Below are 19,101 nucleotides of genomic sequence, written 5' to 3'. Positions count from 1 at the left end.
TTTAGTTAATCTTCTATAAATCTGCTCAAGAATTGGCGATCTTCAAGATTCATGAAGTCCACACCGAAGAGTACAAGAAGGGATAAACCGAGTGTCCATGCAATGACACTGATTGTCACCCATAGAAAAGTTGCTTTCTGACTGCCCCCAAGCATTAAAGCCATCAGTGCAGTGAAGTGGCTGCCCACAAAAAAGGGACCGATAAGTGCGAGACCAGGTAGCCCGAATCGGTTCCAGATTTTTTCTGCACGTTGTGACTTCCTGCTCTTCTCCTGGCCTTTTTGCTTCTGGCGTTCAAGGTACCATTGCTTTATGCGGTCGACCAGCACAATAAGCAGCAGTAGGGTCACAAGATTACCCAGGACACCGATGATTAGTGTCATCGTGAAGTTCATACCCCCAAGAATGCCAACAGGCACCACGACAAATGCTTCAAATAGAGGGACTGCGGAAAGTAAAAAGACGACAATGTAGGCAATGATCAGCGAGGTATTCATTCTTATCCTCCAAAAGTAGGTTTTTTTCTAGTCTAACACAAAGTATCTCCAGGAGAGTTCAGTTATATGTTTGAAATACTTGAGAACGTCTATTAACAACTATACGAAAATGTAACAGGAGGAAATAGATATGGATATTAAAAAAGGTGACAACTTATTTTTTGTCGGGGAAGATGAACTAAATCCAGACGCAAAAATTGTCTACAGTGTAGATGATGATGGAGACTACGTCATCGAGGAAACTCACGTCAATGATGAACTGGAAGGACAAGGGGTCGGCACTCAGCTTGTAGAGACAATGGTCGAATTCGCTAAGCAAGAAGATAAGAAGATCGTGCCCCTTTGTCCATTTGCCAAAGATGTAATGGAGAAAGATGACAATATGAACCAACTAATTAAATAATGATTTTATACCAGGGGATGAACATCCTCTGGTTTTTTCTGTATAATGGCTTACAAAAGTGTTTTGATTTTGAAAGGGTGAAGTTGTTTGTCTAAAAGTGTAGTACTCGCGGAAAAACCTTCTGTGGCCAGAGATATCGCAAAAGTATTGAACTGTCACAAGAAAGGAAATGGGTTTATAGAAGGGGATCGTTACATTGTAACTTGGGCCTTGGGGCACCTAGTGACGCTTGCCGACCCTGAAAGCTATGACAGTAAATATAAAACGTGGAAGCTCGAAGATCTTCCGATGCTGCCAGATCCTCTCAGACTGACGGTCATTAAAAAGGCAGGGGGGCAGTTTAATGCGGTTAAGACGCAACTGCTCAGAAAAGATGTCAATAAAATTATCATCGCTACAGATGCAGGTCGTGAAGGGGAGCTCGTTGCCCGCTGGATTCTTAAGAAAGCAAAGGTGAATAAACCAATTGAACGCCTATGGATTTCTTCAGTTACTGACAAAGCAATCAAAGAGGGATTCCAAAACCTTAAACCGGGAAAAAATTACGAGAATCTATACGAAGCTGCAGTTGCACGTTCTGAAGCTGACTGGTATATCGGATTGAATGCGTCGCGCGCACTGACTACAAAATTTAATGCCCAGCTCAACTGTGGTCGTGTTCAAACACCGACACTTGCGATGATTGAAAGCAGGGAAGAGGAGATAAGAAACTTCAATCCAAAGACTTACTACGGTGTTGAAGTGGTAGCAGACGGACTGAAACTCACATGGCAGGATGAGAAAGGTAACAACAGAAGTTTTGATAAAGAAAAAATTGATACCATTGCCAGTAGCACGGACGGTAAGGAAATGGTGGTTGAGGCTGTAGAGAAAAAACCGAAAAAAACCTTCGCACCCGGCCTATACGACCTCACCGAACTTCAGCGTGACGCCAACAAGCAGTTCGGGTTTTCTGCTAAAGAAACACTGAACGTCCTTCAAGGTCTATATGAACGTCATAAGGTAGTCACATACCCAAGAACAGACTCAAGGTATCTTTCGCAGGATATCGTCCCTACTTTGACTGAAAGGCTAAAAGCATGCGGCATCGGCAATTATCGTGCCATAGCGACAAAAATACTGCGTGGTAAAATCCAGAGCAATAAATCGTTTGTCGATGACACTAAAGTCAGTGATCACCATGCCATCATTCCGACTGAAAATCATGTGCATATAAGCGACTTCAATGAAAAAGAGCGGAAGCTATACGATCTAATCGTCAAAAGGTTCCTTGCAGTCCTCTTACCGGCACATGAATTCGAGCAAGTCACTGTAAAAGCTAGAGCTGACAAGGAAGTGTTCACTGCCAGAGGTAAAACCGTTCAAAAAGAAGGCTGGCGAGCTGCATATTCGAACAATTATGAAGACGACGTGCAGGATGATATTAAAGATCAGCAGCTCCCCCAACTTAAAAAGGGGGATGTCCTTAATGTAAAGCACATCAATGGGACAAGTGGTCAGACAAAAGCACCTGCACGTTTTACTGAAGCAACGTTACTTTCGGCCATGGAAAACCCTGCGAAATACATGGAAGTACAGGACCGGAAATTAAAAGAAATATTGGATTCCACTGGTGGTCTTGGAACGGTAGCAACACGTGCAGATATCATTGATAAGCTCTTTAATTCATTCATGATCGAGAAGAACGGTCAATCAATCAGAATTACTTCAAAAGGGAAGCAGCTTTTGGACCTTGTACCAGATGCGCTCCGATCACCTGCAACAACCGCAGTGTGGGAACAGAAACTTGAAAGTATTGCCAAAGGCCGTCTTAAAAAATCGGTATTCATTGAGGAAATGCAGTCGCACACCAAAGAGATTACAAAGGAAATTAAAAATAGTGACAAGAAGTATAAGCACGATAATATCTCTGGCAAGTCATGTCCTGATTGCGGTAAACCGCTCCTTGAAGTCAATGGTAAAAAGGGTAAGATGCTGGTTTGCCAAGATAGAGAATGTGGGCATCGTAAAAATGTAGCCAGAGTGACCAATGCACGCTGTCCAAAATGTAAAAAGAAGATGACTTTGAGCGGAGAAGGAGAAGGTCAGATCTTTACGTGCAGATGTGGCCATAGAGAAAAACTTTCTGCATTTGAGGCGAGAAGAAAAAAAGAAGGGCGCGGTAAAGTCGACAAGCGCACTGTTAACAAATATATGAAAGAACAAGAAGCCGAGGCGCCGATTAACAATGCATTGGCCGAAAAGCTAAAAGCATTGAACCTTGATAAACAGTAAAGTGAGATGATTTCAATGAAACAGTATTTAGCTGTAATGTCCAGTTTCATAGCAATATTCTTAGTCAGTTTGTTTATAGTCAACATGATTTCTACATTATTCATGCCTACTATGGTCAGCGATCCGTGGGCGGCTGCGGGTCAGAATGAAGCGACCCTTGTTATTTATAGTGGATTCACGACAATACCTGTACTTATTTCTGGAATGATTGCACTTAGTGTCAGTTACATTCTTTTTAGACGGTTTGCAGTAAGCGCCTAACAGATACATTAGTGGACAGCAGCATGTGTATTGTATTTTCAATAATCCTATGGCATAATGTTTCGACCAGGTGGAACGCATAGACGATGTTGCCACTTTGGAAAAGGAGAGGTATTTTGATACGCTGTAGCAGTTGTCATGAAAGTTGGAACATAAGAGCAGTGCTCAAGCGATGCACTACGCTGAGTCCCGGTATGGAGTGTCCATCATGCGGTCAAATGCAGTATCTGTCTGATAGATACAGGGAACGCAGTCTGATGATTATGATGCTTATACCACTGCTGATGCTCATTCCTGCTTTCTTTGATATTCCGATCATGGCCATGTCAATATTGATTTTCGCTACGTTCATTGTAATTGGAATTATCCATATATTTACAATAGAGCTCGTCAGCGAGGCGGACATAGGTCATCAAAGTTTCTACTAAATACAATTGAATATATATTAAGGGCTGTCCGTTGGACAGCCCTTGTTTATTTATTCACAAAAATGTCGTTTCCCTTCCTGTACCTCCTCTGACACTTGTTCTATCATGAAGTTAAGAGGTGATAGTATGAAATTTAAGAAGCAGAATCAACATGGTGCATGGGCGATGGTTTTCATGCCGCTCCTTATCGGTATTGCGGCAGGTGGGTTTCATCCGGCTCAGCTGAGTTACATGTTGGGCTGGCTGATGATGTTCTTCATGGCCGACCACATATTGTTCTTCATCAAAAAGCGCCGCAAGAATACATATGGCTATCTATACGCGGCAAGTTTGTTCTTTTTATTGTCCGTAGTGCTGTTTATCTATCCATTGGTTATCGAATACCGTATCTTCTACTTCTTTTTAGCAATGCTGCCCTTTGGCGCAGTGAATGCCTACTTCTCTTACCAGAAGAATGAACGGAATATTATCAATGATCTTTCCGCCATCATAATTTTCAGCATCGGGGGAGGCGGCATTGCTTTCCTCAACCTACACACATTCAGTTGGCCTGTAATGTTTGTGATTGTACTCAGCGCCTTGTTCTTTACGAGTACTGCTTTGTTCGTCAAGACGATGGTCCGGGAAAAGAAAAATCCCAAGTATCAAATCGCATCATTTTTATATCATGTAATAGTGTTTACCGTAATGCTCTTGGCACACTGGATACTCGGATTGGCATTCCTCTTCAGTTTGCTCCGCGCGATTTTGGTATATGGACGGGAATGGAAAATGAAACAGATCGGTATATTAGAAATTATCCACGCCACTTGGGTGACCGTCTGGACAGTCATGCTGCTAATTGTAGTTGTTTAGGGTCTGAATGAGGTGAATTATACTCACTTTTCTTGATATAGTTATGACAAGCGTCAAATATCCAACCATTGAACGCCCTACAAGCAAATATACCGGGAAAAAATAATCTAAGGAAAAGGTGAGAAGATGGCACATTTCAATGAAATTAATACGACGGCCCAAGGCAATACGAAAAGACTTCAGAAAAGTATTCCAGATACGATGAAAAGTTTCAAAGATCTTCAGGATGCTGCTTATGCGCCCGGTGCACTTGATAAAAAAACTAAAGAGTTTGCAGCTCTGTCTTACGCAATCGCAGATAAGTGTGAAGGCTGCATCGGCAATCACGTCAATAAGCTCATCAAACTCGGTGCCTCGCGTGATGAAATCGCCGAAATTGCTGGTGTTGCCATTGTAATGGGAGGCGGACCTGGTAGCGTATACGGTGGCAAAGCGCTTCAGGCATATGATGATGCCATGGAAAACCAATGATCCGACATGCCCAACAAGAAGACGTAAAGGCGCTCTTGGCACTTGCCATCAAACTCTGGCCCGGTCATAGCGATCAAGAGCTGGAAAACGACTTCAAAAGGTATATTCAAGCAGACAACGACTCAGTATTTATTGCAGAGATAAGTAGAACTGTAGTCGGCTTTGCCCACTGCAGTCTCCGTATCGACTACGTTGCAGGTGCAAGCAACTCTCCAGTCGCTTTTCTTGAAGGCATCTATGTTGAGGAATGTCATCGGTGTAAAGGGTATGCAAGAAAACTTGTCGAAGCATGTGAACAGTGGGGGAGAGAAAAAGGGGCTTCCGATTTCGGAAGTGACTGTTTGCTTGATAATGAGACAAGTATAGAGATGCACCATCATCTTGGTTTCAAAGAAATCGAACGCACGATCTCTTTTCATAAAAGGATATAAGTAGATAAAAAGGCCAGCAGAAGATTGTGATCTGCTGGCCTTCGGTTTATCCTCTGTATGCTTTTTCCAAAGTAGCAATATCGAACTTCTTCATTTTTAAAAAGGTTTGCGTCACTCTGTTTATTTGCTCTTTTGAGCCAGTTCTCAGCATCTCCTCCATAACTGTCGGATAAATCTGCCACGAAACACCGAATTTATCCTTCAACCAGCCACATTGTTCACTTTCCGGAACGAACGACAATCTTTCCCAATAGTAGTCTATTTCTTGCTGATCGCTGCATTGGACGATGAGGGATATCGCTTCATTAAAACTGAAATTATGTTCCAAAGCGCTGTCCATAACAGAAAACCATTGCCCGCCTAGCTTGAAACTACCATGCATAACGGTGCCTTCTTGGTGAGGCGAGTGATCAGCCGGATAATAGGCAATATCCCCAATTTCGGAATCTTTGAAGACAGAAACGTAGTACTCAATCGCTTCTTTAGCACTTCCGTAGTTATTTCCTACGAACATCAGGGTCGGAACAATGTTTGCTCGAGTTTGTTCTGGATGTTCCGAGAGCATCAATTGCCAAGTGATGCCATATTTATCTTGTACCCATCCATATTTACTGCTGAAGGGATAGGAGTCAAGAGGCATCAATGCCGTCCCGCCGTCTATTAATTTGTTCCAAGTGGTTTCAAGTGCTTCATTGGCTGCCATATCTGATATAGAATTGAAATTGAGCGTGAATGAGATGGATGGATTAAACAGGAAGTAGGGACCTGCACTGATTGCCATGAATTTATAGTTTATAAGCTCGAATGAATATAGTGGAGTATCACCTGAAGGTGTATCCTCCAGGAAAGCATTCATATGTTTTTTTGATTTCGGAAATATGGAAGTGTAGAAATCGACTGCTGCTTCTGCTTGCGTGTCGAACCACAGATGCGGAACAATAAGCTGGTTTTCCATGTCATTCATCTCCCTACTTTTTTACCATCATACCATTAAAGTGGTAAAAATACACCTTTGTATGACATCTGCAGTGGCCAGATAATCGTTTTCCTTACGTAAATCTTTCGATAGATGCACAATATAGTATCACTGGACTATGGGCTAGAGAGGTGCGCATTTACTTATGAACTCGCTTGACAACCGCATTAATTCGTTGCAGTAGCAGTGTCTTAGTGGTAAATTTAATGAGAAAGAGACTTTGATAAAAGGGGATTATGCATGCCTAATATTATAAATATCGATAGCCTGGAAGAGGCTCAGGCACTTATCGGTGCAAACGATCAGCACATTACATTTCTGGAAGAGGAATTTGATGTCACCATTCATACACTCGGCAATGAGATCACCGTGGACGGTGAGAGCGATGAAAATGTCGAATTGACAGAAGATGTGCTGATCAATCTGCTGAAGATCATTCAGAGAGGGATGTCCATCAATCTTAGGGATGTCCAGTCTGCTGCAATGATGGCCAGAAAAGGTACAATCGAGTATCTGGCAGATCTTTATAATGAAGAAATCGCCCGGGACGTCAAAGGCAAAGGCATCCGTGCCAAGACGACTGGACAACGCCTCTATATCGAAAATATTAAGCGAACCGATCTGACTTTCGGCATTGGTCCGGCAGGCACCGGCAAGACGTTTCTTGCGGTAGTTTTGGCATGCCAAATGCTTCGTGAGAACAGTGTGAAACGCATCGTTCTCACACGTCCTGCTGTCGAAGCAGGAGAGAACCTCGGTTTCTTGCCGGGTGATTTAAAGGAAAAGGTTGATCCTTACTTGAGACCGCTGTACGACGGCCTCCATACTGTCCTCGGAGCAGAGCAGACAGACCGTCTGATTGAACGGGGCGTTATAGAGGTTGCACCACTTGCTTACATGCGTGGCCGAACATTGAACGAGGCGTTCGTTATTCTCGATGAAGCGCAAAACACAACTGAGATGCAGATGAAAATGTTTTTAACACGCCTCGGTTTCGGTTCGAAGATGGTGGTTACAGGAGACGAGACTCAGATCGACCTTCCAGGTTCCACGAAAAGTGGTCTTGTGGAGTCAGTGCGCCTGTTGAATAATGTGAATGGTATCTCTATAAATAAAATGGATGAGTCCGACGTTGTACGTCATCCACTTGTATCTAAAATCATAAAAGCATATGAAAAGGAGTGAGATACTTGATCACTATCGATTTTCTGGATGAAGATGGCTTTGTCAACGAGCAAGAGAAGAACGAGATCGAATCACTGATCCAGTTCGCATATGACCATCTCGAAGAAGCGGACGATGCGGAAGTCAGCATTTCGTTCGTTGACCAAGAGGAGATTCGCACTATCAATCGAGATTACAGAGATAAAGATGCAGTAACGGATGTCATCAGTTTCGCGATGGAGGACGAGGAGGACAACGTGATTCACGAAGAGGCATTACGTACCCTCGGAGACATCATTATCTGTACGGATCGTGCGAGTGAGCAAGCTCAAGATTACGGACATAGCTATAAACGCGAATTAATGTTTCTCAGTCTGCATGGATTTCTTCATCTGCTTGGATACGACCATATGGAATCAGAAGAAGAGAAGGAAATGAACAATCTGCAAGACGAGATACTCACAGCTTTCGGTGTCACCAGAGAAGATTAAGATGAAGCAGCTCAATAGATTCAAGTATGCCATGATGGGCATACGCTGGCTGGTCTTCAAAGACAATCATTTCATCATCCATTTTCTATTAGGAGTTGTTGCGGTGGCTGTTAGTGCGATTCTAGGGATTGAGCGCATCGAATGGGTATTTATTGTCAGCGCAATTTTTATGGTTCTGATTGCTGAAGCTTTCAATACTTCCATCGAAGCAGCTGTGGATCTTACAACGAGCACGTATCATCCATTGGCAAAAGCGGCCAAGGATGCTGGTGCCGCTGCGGTGTTACTTTCTTCACTCTATGCGGTTATCGTCGCATTAATTATTTTTTTACCCTATTTGTTCTAGCGAGGAGATGTTGTCATGCAAGACGGAATTTTTAAAGAAGAATGGCTTGATGAGGTTAAGGTAGCGCAGAGTAGGGCATATACGCCGTACTCTAATTTTAATGTAGGTGCATTACTTGTTACAGCAGACGATCAGTATATATATGGTGCTAATATAGAAAATGCTGCTTACCCGGCGACCATCTGTGCAGAACGCAGTGCGTTGGTAAGTGCCTACTCGAACAATATAAAGCAATTCAAAGCCATAGTGGTCATCACGGATTCAAAAGAACCCTCCAGTCCATGCGGTACCTGCAGACAGGTAATGAAGGAACTCTGTGAAGACGACATGCCTGTGTACCTCGTCAATCACGTCGGCAAAGTAATCAGGCGGACTGTAGATGATCTGCTGCCGCTTGGTTTCTCAGGAAAGGATATGGAATAATGACAGAAAAAGATTTTAAATCAGGTTTTATCAGTATCATTGGACGTCCGAATGTCGGTAAGTCGACATTCATGAATAAAGTGCTGGGTCAAAAAGTGGCTATTATGTCAGATAAGCCCCAGACTACAAGAAATAAGATCCAGGGCGTTCATACGACTGACACAAGCCAGATGATTTTCATTGATACGCCAGGTATTCATAAACCGAAGCACCAGCTTGGGGAACATATGATGAAGGTGGCTAGGAACACTCTCAGGGAAACTGAGGCCATCCTGTTTCTCGTCAATGTTTCAGAAGAAATTGGACGTGGTGATGAATATATCATTGAGATGCTCAAAAACACCCGCACGCCAATCATATTGGTGCTTAATAAGATTGATCTTGTTCACCCCGACAAATTGATCGAACAAATTGAAGTCTACAAAGACAAACTACCTTTCTCAGAGATCGTACCAATTTCGGCGTTACAGGGCAACAACATCGATAAACTTCTCGAAGTACTAGAATCTTATCTGCCAGAAGGACCGATGTACTACCCTGAAGATAGGATCACGGATCATCCTGAGCACTTCATCGTCAGTGAACTAATACGTGAAAAGGCACTCCATTTGACGAGCCAGGAGATTCCACACGCAATTGGTGTTGAAGTGGAGCGGATGAAAGAGAACGATCAAGGCTTGATCCATGTACAAGCGACCATATATGTCGAACGTGATTCACAAAAAGGCATGGTCATCGGCAAACAAGGCAAGATGCTTAAGGAAATTGGCCAGCTTGCCCGTATGGATATCGAAAATCTTCTCGGCAGCAAGGTCTACCTGGAACTATGGGTCAAGGTACAGAAAGACTGGCGCAATAAATCACAATTCATCCGTTCACTCGGCTATCGGGACGAGGAGTATTAAGAAGCGGAATGATATATCAGCAAAAAGGGGTAATGATCCGGCAGGCCAGCTACAGCGAGTCCAGTCGGATCATTACCGTATTGACAGAAGATGGCAGCCAGGTGCCTCTAATGTCGCGAGGCTTCAATAAGCCCAAAAGTCCATTCATCGTTCTTAGACAGGGTATAAAAGAAGCGCTGTTCACTTATAACCGTTTTAAAGGCATGGGTACGCTCAATGAAGTTGATGTCATTGAACCTTTTAAAAAATTAAATGGGAACTTCACGGTGTATACTTATGGATCCTACGTCATGGAGCTTATTACACGTGCATTGGAAGAAGGTATGAAACAGGACAGTTTCTATCGTCTTCTGATCCGATCTCTAAAACTGCTGGAAGAAGAAAGTGAACCGTCAGGTGTCACAGCTTTTACTGCCATCAAAATGTTGCCCTATTATGGTGGTCAGATTAACGTTGATGAATGTGCCGTGTGTGGCACCCGAGATCGATCACTGTTTACGCATTACTCATTCAACCATCACAGCGTCATTTGCTCGCGCTGTATCAATGATACGTTGAGGAGCGTTGTGCCAGTCAGTAACCGTGTTCTTTATCTGGCTGGTTATATGAAGCATGTACCGATTGATAACGTTGAATCCATCAACATTTCAGAAGAGAATGGCAAACAGCTTCTCTCATTCATTGAAATGATCTACGACGAATACACCGGTGTCTATTTTAAATCAAGACGGTTGATCCGATCTATGGGAGATGCCGATAGCACATGATAAAGAAAATAAGGAATCCGGTTTTTCCGGATTCCTTATTCTTATTAATATTTAATTTTTTGTTTCAGGAAGTCGTTTAATTCGTCTATTGCTACGCGTGTTTGCTCCATTGAGTCACGGTCTCTTACTGTCACCTTGTTATCCTCTAGAGAATCAAAGTCGAATGTAATGCAGTATGGTGTACCGATTTCATCCTGACGTCTGTAGCGCTTGCCAATGGACTGGGATTCGTCGAACTCGACGTTGAATTCACCGGCAATCTTTTCGTAAACTTTGATTGCGTCTCCACTTAGTTTCTTGGACAGTGGCAGTACAGCTGCTTTGAATGGCGCCAGCTGTGGATGGAATCTGAGCACTGTACGTGTTTCACCATTGTCCATTTCCTCTTCGTCGTATGCGTCGCACAAGAACGCGAGAGCGACACGGTCGAGACCGAGAGAAGGTTCTATACAATATGGAATATATTTTTCACCCGTCTCCTGATCGTGATAGGTGAAGTCTTCATTTGAATGCTCCATATGTTGGCGCAAGTCGAAATCGGTACGGCTTGCGATGCCCCAAAGTTCACCCCAGCCGAACGGGAATTTATATTCGATGTCTGTAGTGGCATTGGAGTAGTGGCTTAATTCTTCTGCATCATGCTCACGCAATCTGGTGTTGTTATCTGACATATTCAAATCACTCAGCCATTTGACCGCGAAATCTTTCCAGTAGCTCTGCCACTCCATCTCAGTTCCTGGCTTGCAGAAGAACTCAAGTTCCATCTGATCAAATTCACGTGTTCTAAATGTGAAATTGCCTGGAGTGATTTCGTTACGGAAGGATTTACCCACTTGTCCAATGCCAAAAGGCAACTTCTTACGCATTGTACGCTGTGCATTTTTATAATTGACGAATATCCCTTGCGCTGTTTCAGGTCTCAGGAAAATTTCGTTTGTAGAGGACTCAGTTACCCCTTGGAATGTTTTGAACATCAAGTTGAATTGTCTGATATCAGTGTAGTTGTGTGCTCCACAGATTGGACATGTGATATTGCGCTCTTCAATGATGCGCTTCATTTCTTCGAAGCTTAATCCATCGGCGACAAAGGAATCATCTTCCTGTTGGATGACATCTTCAATGAGTTTATCTGCACGATGACGGGATTTACATTCCTTACAGTCGATCATTGGATCGTTAAAGTTGCCAAGGTGTCCCGATGCTTCCCAAGTTTTCGGGTTCATAAGTATCGCTGCATCAAGACCAACATTGTACGGGGATTCTTGAATAAACTTCTTCCACCATGCCTGCTTTACATTATTCTTCAGTTCTACACCAAGTGGACCATAGTCCCACGTGTTGGCGAGACCACCATAGATTTCACTGCCCGGGAAGACAAAACCTCTTGTCTTCGCCAGGTTCACAATTGTTTCCATTTCCATTTTATTCGACTCCTTACGTTTGAAATAGGGTTAAGTATGGTCGATAAATAACAAACGTCCCCGGATAACAGTACTGTTATCCGGGGACGAGCATAGCCCGCGGTTCCACCCCAATTAGTGTAAACACTCCGCTTTTATATTTATCTGTAAGATTATATGCCAGTTGTGTGTTAAGCTCGCACCATCCTTAACTCGCTTCACTAACATTATAGCCACTGTCCAACTATTGTGCAATCATTTGTCGATATTTCTTTATTGGTTTGAATGTATTATAATTAAGTATGTTGGGAGTGAGGGCATGGAACTGAATGAGAGACAAGAAAAAATACTCAAAATCGTAAAACAGCACGGGCCGATAACTGGCAGTAAGATTGCTGAGCAACTGTCTCTAACACGTGCAACACTGAGACCGGACCTCGCAATACTTACCATGTCTGGTTATCTCGATGCACGTCCGCGTGTCGGTTATTTCTATACCGGTAAGGAAACTGAGGAGATTATGACTTCGAAGATCCGCAACATTCTGGTGAGCGAAGTACAGAGTGTACCGATTCTGATCAAAGAAGATACTTCCATCTACGAAGCGCTCGTTAAGATGTTTCTTGAAGATGTCGGCACACTATATGCCATCGATGAAGGAAAGGGACTGGTCGGTGTAATATCACGTAAGGATTTGCTCAGGGGCACAATGGGTGGAAACGATATAGAGAAGACGCCAGTTAGCGTCATTATGACACGCAAGCCGAACATAACTATCTGCTATCCGGATGATCTGCTTGTATATGCTGCCAATCAGCTGATAGAAAAGCAGATTGATTCGCTACCCGTAATCGAAACAGTAGATGGGGTCGACCAAGTGATCGGAAGAGTAACCAAGACGACCATTGCACGGGTATTTGTCAATCTCATGGAATAAGGAAGTGTTTTAATGTCGAATATCAAAGTGATTATCGCTTCGGATTCAGTGGGTGAAACGGGTGAACTTGTTGCAAAGGCATGCCTTTCACAATTCAATATTGAAGAATCCGATGATGTGCTAATCAGATACCCATATATAGAGAGTGAAGAGAATGTGGATGATGTCATAGATCTTGCAAAAAGCAAGAAGGCGATTGTCGTGTTTACCATCATCACGCCCGAACTCAGAAAGTACATCAAACAGGAACTGATCGCTGAGAATGTGCCGTCAGTCGATATCATGGGACCGCTCATGAATATTCTGGAGGGACAGTCAGAAGAAGCCCCGTACTATGAACCCGGCCGGGTACACCGTCTAGATGAAGACTACTTTAAGAAAATTGAGGCCATTGAATTTGCAGTCAAGTATGACGACGGTAAAGATGCCGGAGGCTTGGATAAGGCCGATATTGTCTTGATTGGTGTGTCCAGAACCTCAAAAACGCCGCTCTCACAGTATCTTGCACATAAGAAATACAAGGTGATGAATGTGCCGCTCATGCCTGAAGTGACACCAGCAAAAGAACTTTTTGAAGTGGACCGGAAAAAATGTGTGGGACTCAAGATCAATCCACTATCTCTGAACAAGATCAGAAAAGAGCGGCTTGCACAGCTGGGATTGAAAGATACCGCAAGCTATGCCAACGATCAGCGTATTCAGGAGGAACTCGATTATTTCAATGAAATCGTAGGAAAGATTGGCTGTCCGGTCATTGATGTGTCCGAGAAGGCCATTGAGGAAACAGCGAATCAGATTATGGACTATATCGAAGGTCGATCAGATATTAAGGGATGATGTGATTGAGAATATCAGATGAAACAGTAGAAGCAGTAAAAAAGGGGACCGACATCACCGAACTGGTTTCCAGTTATATTAAACTGGAAAAGCGCGGGCGAAATTATGTCGGTCTCTGCCCGTTCCATAACGAAAAAACCCCGTCATTCACGGTCAGTCCGGATAAGCAGATATGTCACTGCTTCGGCTGCAAAAAGGGCGGCAATGTACTTCAGTTCTACATGGAAGTTGAGAATGTATCTTTCGCCGAAGCTGTGCGAAAGCTCGGTAAGCCCCTCGGTGTCGAAGTCGCAGCTTCTGAAGAAGGCGCGAGTGACAGTGAAATGCAGCTCATTAAAATACATGAATATATGACGGATCTCTATCATCATATTCTCATGCACACAAATGAAGGCGAGAGTGCGCTCAAATACCTTGAGGACAGAGGATTTACCCCGGATATTATACGCAAGGAAAAAATCGGTATTGCACCGGATATGCGGGATTTTACAAAAAATGCACTGTCAGATAAAGGTTTCAGCCTGGAACTTGCCTTTCAGGCTGGAATCATCTCCAGAAATGAAGAGAACTTCTCTTACTATGACCGGTTCAACGGCAGGATAATGATTCCAATTCGTAATCACCAAGGATATATTGTGGGCTACACAGCGCGCAGCGTGGATGGTCGAGAGCCAAAATATCTCAACACCCCAGAGACGTCCATTTTTCAAAAAAGACGGCTTCTCTATAATTTGAGTGATGCTCGCAAGGATATAAGAAAACAGGACGAAGTCATCCTTATGGAAGGTCATCTTGATATTGTAAAAGTCAAAATGACAAGTGTAGGTAATGTCATTGGCCTGATGGGCACAGCGCTCAGCGAGCAGCATATTCAGTCATTACATCGTTTAGCGTCTAATGTAACGCTGATGTTCGATGGGGACGATGCCGGGCAAAATGCACAGTTATCGCTTGGCTCAAACTTGCTTGAAGCCGGACTCAATGTCTATATCGCTGCCATGCCTAAAGGGATGGATCCAGATGAGTACATCGAAAAGAATGGTAAAGAAGCTTTCGAGAATTTAGTCAAAAATGAGAAGAGACACTATGTCCACTTTAAAGCAGAATCTCTGCTTAAAGAGAGCATGAACAACGATATGGCGTTCTCTAATAACATTCGCACGCTAACCGAGCACCTTAAATATGTCAAAGATCAGGTGACAAAAGATCGATTAATACAACATATAAGTCAACTCTACAAAATCGATCGTCAGTCAATCGAACAAAATGTGCCTGCTCCTGCGAGTGGGTATACACAGACTGCGAGTCCACAACCACGACCTCAACAGCTACCACTCCGAGAACGGAAAGAACGCTATCTTCTACGCACACTGATGAAAGACAAAAGGCTTTTAGTAAAATTTCAGGAGAATATAAGCGAAGAAGTATTAACCACACCTGTTTATTATGTTATATTTAGAGGGTTGTGCAGATATTTTGACAAGTATGATGGTTTTGATTTATCATCATTCAGCCACTATATTGAAGGAGAGCATTTTAGTACCGCGATGGAAATCGATGCTCTAGCCATTCATGATGATATCACGACTGAGGAAGTCAATGATTATATAGAAGACTTAAGTGGTATTAGGAATAGTGAGAAAGAGAAGCAGCGTCTGCTTCTCAAGCTTCAAGATGCAGAGAACAGCAATGACTATGAACTCCAAGCAAAATTGGTACACCAATTGAACGAAATCAACAGTCGCTTTAAAAGGTGAGTGTGAAGTCTGAATAGGAGGGCTTTAAATGGCAGACAAAAATATACAGACAACTGAAACAAAAGATGTTGAACTGTTCACTTCAGTAGAACAAGTCAAAAATCATCTCGTAGAGAAAGGAAAGACGCAAGGTCATCTATCCCATGAAGAGATTGCAGATAAACTATCCAGTTTCGAACTGGACGCTGATGCAATGGATGAGTTTTTTGATGAAATCAATGAAAATGACATCCAACTGATCAATGAAAAGGATGCAACAGATGCAGACGAGAAACTTAACCTGCATGATATGAGTGCGCCACCAGGGGTAAAGATTAATGACCCTGTGAGAATGTACCTTAAAGAAATCGGTCGGGTAGACCTTTTGAGTGCACAAGAAGAAATAGAATTGGCAAAACGTATCGAGCAAGGCGACGAAGTTGCGAAGAGTCGTCTGGCTGAAGCCAACCTCCGTCTTGTGGTCAGCATCGCCAAGCGTTATGTGGGCCGCGGTATGCTATTCCTTGATTTGATTCAAGAAGGGAACATGGGTCTAATCAAGGCAGTCGAGAAGTTCGACTTTTCCAAAGGCTTTAAATTTTCCACGTATGCCACATGGTGGATTAGACAGGCGATTACGCGTGCCATTGCAGACCAAGCACGTACAATCCGTATACCTGTTCACATGGTTGAAACAATCAACAAACTGATTCGTGTGCAACGCCAATTGTTGCAGGACCTTGGTCGTGAACCGATTCCTGAAGAAATCGGTGAAGAGATGGACCTGCCTGCTGAGAAGGTTAGAGAAATCCTTAAAATTGCACAAGAACCTGTATCTCTTGAAACACCGATTGGGGAAGAAGACGACAGCCACCTTGGTGACTTTATTGAGGACCAAGAAGCGCAAAGTCCGTCAGATCATGCAGCCTATGAATTGCTTAAAGAACAACTTGAAGATGTCCTCGATACGCTTACAGACCGTGAAGAGAACGTACTGAGACTCAGGTTCGGTCTGGATGATGGCAGGACTCGCACACTTGAAGAGGTTGGAAAAGTATTTGGAGTCACTCGTGAGCGGATCAGACAGATAGAAGCAAAGGCCCTTAGAAAGCTGAGACATCCAAGCAGAAGCAAGAGACTGAAAGATTTCATGGACTGATAAAGCTGCTTTAACAGTGAAATTTTTCAGAAAAAATCTTTTGACTTTACTCATATTTAATATACAATTAAATATGTGAATGTGCATATGGATATATTAGGGAGGTTGTTTTATGAATCGTAATCCGATCGTGCCTTTTATACTTATCATCTTTCTAGGCATCGGACTTGTCTTCTTGCTCTCCTCTCAAGGAGCGACTTCTCATGATGAAGGCGAAGACGAAGATGTTGCAAGCGAAGAAGGTAGTGAAGGTGGAGAAGGCGGCGAGGAAGCTGCTTCTGGAGATTTTGACGCTGAAGGCTTTGCTCGTGACAACTGTGCATCTTGTCATGGTCAAGACTACTCAGGTGGCATGGGTCCTGCACTCGCAGGCACTGGTCTTTCCGATGAAGAATTCCATGATACCGTTAGAGAAGGTCCTGGTTCAATGCCTGCGTTCAGCGAAGATCAAATCGCAGATGAAGAACTCACTGCATTGCATGATTTCTTCTCAGAACAATAATCAACTTTAAACTTCCACACACTGTGTGGAAGTTTTTATTTATATCGTAGGGAGGAAATTGAATGCTAGATACTAGATTAAAGAGAGTTTCAGATTTTATTATCGGAGACCGTCTGCTCGATGTCGGTTCAGATCATGCATATCTACCCATTGAAGCAGTAGAGAAAGGCATCGTGCAATATGCTATCTGTGGGGAAGTAGTCAAAGGCCCCTATGAATCCACGGTGAGGAATATCGAAAAGGAAAACATGACAGCCAAAATCGAGGCACGTTTCGGTTCAGGACTTGAAGTCGCAAAACCTGAAGATGCTATCGATACAGTAACCATATGTGGAATGGGTGGTCCACTCATTGCAGATATATTACAAAGTGGATTCAGTCATCTTGGAGGTTTTCCAAGACTTGTCCTTCAAGCAAACACCTATACATATCCGATCAGGAAAGTGCTTGTTTCCCTTGGATATAAAATTGTTGATGAAACGGTAATACAAGATGGGCACCATTTCTACGAGATTATTGTAGCCGAAAAAGGTGAATCGGATTATAACGAAGCATCGCTCATTTTTGGGCCAGTGCTCCTACAGAAACGTGAAACAGCGTTTATACAAAAGTTGCAGAGGGAACTTGAACACCAACAGAATATTTATCGCAGCCTTACAGAAAATTCCTCTGATATAAAAAGGGTTTGCGAAGTATCTGATACAATCAATGCATTGAAAGAGGTGCTCGAAGAGTGAAAGTAGAAGAACTGATGACTGTGCTTGATGAAATTGCGCCGTTCAAGGATAGTGAAAAGTGGGACAATACAGGACTGCTTGTAGGGGATCAGAAAAGCGATGTATCCGGTATATTGACCACGCTCGACTGTGCCCATGAAACAGTGGAGGAGGCAATTAAAGCAGGTGCGAACGTTATCATCGCCCATCACCCGATAATTTTCCCGGAAATTTCTCAGATTATCGAATCGGGCACTGGTTCAGTCATTCGAAGTCTCATTAAAAATGATATCGCGCTTATTGCGATGCATACCAATCTGGATCATCAGCCAAACGGCGTCAGCCACATGATCGCAGAAACATTGGGGTTTAATGAGACGGAAATGCTGATTAAACACGAGTACTTCTATAAGAAGCTGCGTGTTAATATACCAAAAGAAGATGTGGAACAGCTGAAAAAAGATCTTTCAGCAGCAGGTGTTGGGCATCAAGGAGACTACTCAGAATGCTTTTTCGAATATGCTGTCAAAGGCCAGTTCCGTCCAAATGAGAATGCAGATCCATACATCGGCAAACAAGGGGAACTTGAGCATGTAGACGAATATATTGTCGAAGCCATATTTGAGACAGCGCATGAGAATCAGGTGATTGAGGCACTTATTGCTTCCCATCCTTATGAGGAACCTGTATATGACGTACTAACTTTGAAAAAGCCGAGCGATAAGGGGCTTGGTGTTCAATTCAGTTATGATGGTACTTTAGTGGATCTTGTATCTCTTATTGAGAGTAACATCGGTCGCAATGTCGTGAATATAGTTGACGGTGGCAATGAATCTATTAAGAGGGTAGGCATCATTGGAGGTGCTGGAATGAGCTATGTTGATGATGCATTTTCTCAGGGTATCGATGTACTCATTACTGGAGATGTGAAATACCATGAAGCGTACGATGCCAAACTGTCGCAAATGTCTATCATTGATGCCGGCCATTATGCTGAGTCAGTGATGGCAGAGGGATTAAAGCGTCTAGTAGAGCCGAAAGTAAATGTAGATGTACATGCTACGTCAGTATCGACTAATCCTTTCGAATAGTAAAAGGCCTTGGAGTAATTTTCCAAGGCCT

General features: G+C 43.2%; 23 protein-coding genes. 20 read left to right on the top strand and 3 right to left on the bottom strand.

Annotated elements, in window-relative coordinates:
* Positions 1-5: 5 nt before the first annotated feature.
* Positions 6-497 (bottom strand): small multi-drug export protein, encoded by a 492-nt coding sequence (locus ACFOJ8_RS06415; protein WP_380654192.1) that lies wholly within the window; start codon positions 495-497, stop codon positions 6-8.
* Positions 498-627: 130 nt separating this feature from the next.
* Between ACFOJ8_RS06415 and ACFOJ8_RS06410 the strand changes: the two genes are divergently transcribed.
* The 7 genes from ACFOJ8_RS06410 to aac(6') all read left to right on the top strand — a co-directional run bounded on the left by ACFOJ8_RS06410 (position 628) and on the right by aac(6') (position 5,620).
* Complete coding sequence (locus tag ACFOJ8_RS06410; protein ID WP_380654189.1) at positions 628-900, top strand: GNAT family N-acetyltransferase; 273 nt, start codon at positions 628-630, stop codon at positions 898-900.
* 87 nt (positions 901-987) lie between these two features.
* Positions 988-3,174 carry a DNA topoisomerase III gene (locus ACFOJ8_RS06405; protein WP_380654187.1) on the top strand — a complete coding sequence of 729 codons (2,187 nt, stop codon included), beginning with the start codon at positions 988-990 and terminating at the stop codon, positions 3,172-3,174.
* 15 nt (positions 3,175-3,189) lie between these two features.
* Positions 3,190-3,435, top strand: a complete 246-nt coding sequence (locus ACFOJ8_RS06400; protein WP_380654184.1) for a hypothetical protein — start codon at positions 3,190-3,192, stop codon at positions 3,433-3,435.
* 116 nt (positions 3,436-3,551) lie between these two features.
* Entirely contained in the window at positions 3,552-3,863 is a 312-nt protein-coding gene (locus ACFOJ8_RS06395; protein ID WP_380659901.1) for a TIGR04104 family putative zinc finger protein, read from the top strand.
* Between the two features lie 126 nt (positions 3,864-3,989).
* A complete protein-coding gene (locus ACFOJ8_RS06390; protein ID WP_380654178.1) occupies positions 3,990-4,718 on the top strand; it encodes a YwiC-like family protein in 729 nt (242 codons plus the stop codon).
* Positions 4,719-4,844: 126 nt separating this feature from the next.
* Positions 4,845-5,189 (top strand): carboxymuconolactone decarboxylase family protein, encoded by a 345-nt coding sequence (locus ACFOJ8_RS06385; protein WP_380654175.1) that lies wholly within the window; start codon positions 4,845-4,847, stop codon positions 5,187-5,189.
* Complete coding sequence (aac(6'), locus tag ACFOJ8_RS06380) at positions 5,186-5,620, top strand: aminoglycoside 6'-N-acetyltransferase (RefSeq protein ID WP_380654173.1); 435 nt, start codon at positions 5,186-5,188, stop codon at positions 5,618-5,620. The genes ACFOJ8_RS06385 and aac(6') overlap by 4 nt, the downstream gene beginning before the upstream one ends.
* 46 nt (positions 5,621-5,666) lie before the next feature.
* Here the strand turns inward: aac(6') and ACFOJ8_RS06375 are convergent, their stop codons facing one another.
* Positions 5,667-6,575, bottom strand: a complete 909-nt coding sequence (locus tag ACFOJ8_RS06375; protein ID WP_380654171.1) for a VOC family protein — start codon at positions 6,573-6,575, stop codon at positions 5,667-5,669.
* Positions 6,576-6,836: 261 nt separating this feature from the next.
* On the opposite strand from ACFOJ8_RS06375, the gene ACFOJ8_RS06370 reads away from it, so the two are divergent.
* From ACFOJ8_RS06370 to recO, 6 genes are read left to right on the top strand one after another with little or no spacing between them, the layout of a single operon-like run.
* Positions 6,837-7,781: a PhoH family protein gene (locus ACFOJ8_RS06370; RefSeq protein ID WP_380654168.1), complete on the top strand. Its 945-nt coding sequence runs from the start codon at positions 6,837-6,839 to the stop codon at positions 7,779-7,781.
* A gap of 5 nt (positions 7,782-7,786) precedes the next feature.
* Positions 7,787-8,251 carry an rRNA maturation RNase YbeY gene (ybeY, locus tag ACFOJ8_RS06365; protein WP_380654165.1) on the top strand — a complete coding sequence of 155 codons (465 nt, stop codon included), beginning with the start codon at positions 7,787-7,789 and terminating at the stop codon, positions 8,249-8,251.
* A gap of 1 nt (position 8,252) precedes the next feature.
* Positions 8,253-8,597 carry a diacylglycerol kinase family protein gene (locus ACFOJ8_RS06360; protein WP_380654162.1) on the top strand — a complete coding sequence of 115 codons (345 nt, stop codon included), beginning with the start codon at positions 8,253-8,255 and terminating at the stop codon, positions 8,595-8,597.
* A 15-nt stretch (positions 8,598-8,612) separates the two neighbouring features.
* Positions 8,613-9,020, top strand: coding sequence for a cytidine deaminase (gene cdd, locus ACFOJ8_RS06355; RefSeq protein WP_380654160.1), 408 nt, complete (start codon positions 8,613-8,615; stop codon positions 9,018-9,020).
* Positions 9,020-9,925, top strand: a complete 906-nt coding sequence (gene era / locus ACFOJ8_RS06350) for a GTPase Era (RefSeq protein ID WP_380654158.1) — start codon at positions 9,020-9,022, stop codon at positions 9,923-9,925. The genes cdd and era overlap by 1 nt, the downstream gene beginning before the upstream one ends.
* A gap of 8 nt (positions 9,926-9,933) precedes the next feature.
* The gene (gene recO, locus ACFOJ8_RS06345) at positions 9,934-10,692 is read left to right on the top strand and encodes a DNA repair protein RecO (protein WP_380654156.1); all 759 of its coding nucleotides are present in this window, start codon (positions 9,934-9,936) and stop codon (positions 10,690-10,692) included.
* Between the two features lie 44 nt (positions 10,693-10,736).
* Here recO and ACFOJ8_RS06340 read toward each other — a convergent pair whose 3' ends face one another.
* Positions 10,737-12,113 (bottom strand): glycine--tRNA ligase, encoded by a 1,377-nt coding sequence (locus tag ACFOJ8_RS06340; RefSeq protein WP_380654154.1) that lies wholly within the window; start codon positions 12,111-12,113, stop codon positions 10,737-10,739.
* A 298-nt stretch (positions 12,114-12,411) separates the two neighbouring features.
* On the opposite strand from ACFOJ8_RS06340, the gene ACFOJ8_RS06335 reads away from it, so the two are divergent.
* The 7 genes from ACFOJ8_RS06335 (at position 12,412) to ACFOJ8_RS06305 (ending at position 19,070) form a co-directional block, all read left to right on the top strand.
* Positions 12,412-13,029 carry a helix-turn-helix transcriptional regulator gene (locus ACFOJ8_RS06335; protein WP_380654151.1) on the top strand — a complete coding sequence of 206 codons (618 nt, stop codon included), beginning with the start codon at positions 12,412-12,414 and terminating at the stop codon, positions 13,027-13,029.
* 12 nt (positions 13,030-13,041) lie between these two features.
* Positions 13,042-13,866 carry a pyruvate, water dikinase regulatory protein gene (locus ACFOJ8_RS06330; protein ID WP_380654149.1) on the top strand — a complete coding sequence of 275 codons (825 nt, stop codon included), beginning with the start codon at positions 13,042-13,044 and terminating at the stop codon, positions 13,864-13,866.
* A 5-nt stretch (positions 13,867-13,871) separates the two neighbouring features.
* Positions 13,872-15,623, top strand: a complete 1,752-nt coding sequence (gene dnaG / locus ACFOJ8_RS06325; protein ID WP_380654146.1) for a DNA primase — start codon at positions 13,872-13,874, stop codon at positions 15,621-15,623.
* Positions 15,624-15,651: 28 nt separating this feature from the next.
* The gene (gene rpoD / locus ACFOJ8_RS06320) at positions 15,652-16,761 is read left to right on the top strand and encodes an RNA polymerase sigma factor RpoD (protein ID WP_380654143.1); all 1,110 of its coding nucleotides are present in this window, start codon (positions 15,652-15,654) and stop codon (positions 16,759-16,761) included.
* Positions 16,762-16,873: 112 nt separating this feature from the next.
* Positions 16,874-17,263, top strand: coding sequence for a c-type cytochrome (locus tag ACFOJ8_RS06315; protein ID WP_380654141.1), 390 nt, complete (start codon positions 16,874-16,876; stop codon positions 17,261-17,263).
* Positions 17,264-17,325: 62 nt separating this feature from the next.
* Positions 17,326-18,000: a tRNA (adenine(22)-N(1))-methyltransferase gene (locus tag ACFOJ8_RS06310; protein WP_380654138.1), complete on the top strand. Its 675-nt coding sequence runs from the start codon at positions 17,326-17,328 to the stop codon at positions 17,998-18,000.
* On the top strand, positions 17,997-19,070 hold the full coding sequence (locus tag ACFOJ8_RS06305) for a Nif3-like dinuclear metal center hexameric protein (protein ID WP_380654136.1): 1,074 nt from the start codon (positions 17,997-17,999) through the stop codon (positions 19,068-19,070). Before ACFOJ8_RS06310 ends, ACFOJ8_RS06305 begins: the two co-directional genes overlap by 4 nt.
* Positions 19,071-19,101: the final 31 nt, after the last annotated feature.

This window comes from Salinicoccus sesuvii (assembly GCF_042648145.1).
Taxonomy (GTDB): Bacteria; Bacillota; Bacilli; order Staphylococcales; family Salinicoccaceae; genus Salinicoccus; species Salinicoccus sesuvii.
Note: the sequence above shows the minus strand (reverse complement) of the source record. Positions and strands in the feature narration are given on the sequence as shown.

Coding starts and splice junctions, on each gene's coding strand:
- ACFOJ8_RS06415 (WP_380654192.1), bottom strand. CDS start 497: ATGAATACCTCGCTGATCATTGCCTACATTGTCGTCTTTTTACTTTCC.
- ACFOJ8_RS06410 (WP_380654189.1), top strand. CDS start 628: ATGGATATTAAAAAAGGTGACAACTTATTTTTTGTCGGGGAAGATGAA.
- ACFOJ8_RS06400 (WP_380654184.1), top strand. CDS start 3,190: ATGAAACAGTATTTAGCTGTAATGTCCAGTTTCATAGCAATATTCTTA.
- ACFOJ8_RS06390 (WP_380654178.1), top strand. CDS start 3,990: ATGAAATTTAAGAAGCAGAATCAACATGGTGCATGGGCGATGGTTTTC.
- ACFOJ8_RS06385 (WP_380654175.1), top strand. CDS start 4,845: ATGGCACATTTCAATGAAATTAATACGACGGCCCAAGGCAATACGAAA.
- ACFOJ8_RS06375 (WP_380654171.1), bottom strand. CDS start 6,575: ATGGAAAACCAGCTTATTGTTCCGCATCTGTGGTTCGACACGCAAGCA.
- ACFOJ8_RS06370 (WP_380654168.1), top strand. CDS start 6,837: ATGCCTAATATTATAAATATCGATAGCCTGGAAGAGGCTCAGGCACTT.
- ACFOJ8_RS06360 (WP_380654162.1), top strand. CDS start 8,253: ATGAAGCAGCTCAATAGATTCAAGTATGCCATGATGGGCATACGCTGG.
- cdd (WP_380654160.1), top strand. CDS start 8,613: ATGCAAGACGGAATTTTTAAAGAAGAATGGCTTGATGAGGTTAAGGTA.
- era (WP_380654158.1), top strand. CDS start 9,020: ATGACAGAAAAAGATTTTAAATCAGGTTTTATCAGTATCATTGGACGT.
- recO (WP_380654156.1), top strand. CDS start 9,934: ATGATATATCAGCAAAAAGGGGTAATGATCCGGCAGGCCAGCTACAGC.
- ACFOJ8_RS06340 (WP_380654154.1), bottom strand. CDS start 12,113: ATGGAAATGGAAACAATTGTGAACCTGGCGAAGACAAGAGGTTTTGTC.
- ACFOJ8_RS06335 (WP_380654151.1), top strand. CDS start 12,412: ATGGAACTGAATGAGAGACAAGAAAAAATACTCAAAATCGTAAAACAG.
- ACFOJ8_RS06330 (WP_380654149.1), top strand. CDS start 13,042: ATGTCGAATATCAAAGTGATTATCGCTTCGGATTCAGTGGGTGAAACG.
- rpoD (WP_380654143.1), top strand. CDS start 15,652: ATGGCAGACAAAAATATACAGACAACTGAAACAAAAGATGTTGAACTG.
- ACFOJ8_RS06315 (WP_380654141.1), top strand. CDS start 16,874: ATGAATCGTAATCCGATCGTGCCTTTTATACTTATCATCTTTCTAGGC.
- ACFOJ8_RS06310 (WP_380654138.1), top strand. CDS start 17,326: ATGCTAGATACTAGATTAAAGAGAGTTTCAGATTTTATTATCGGAGAC.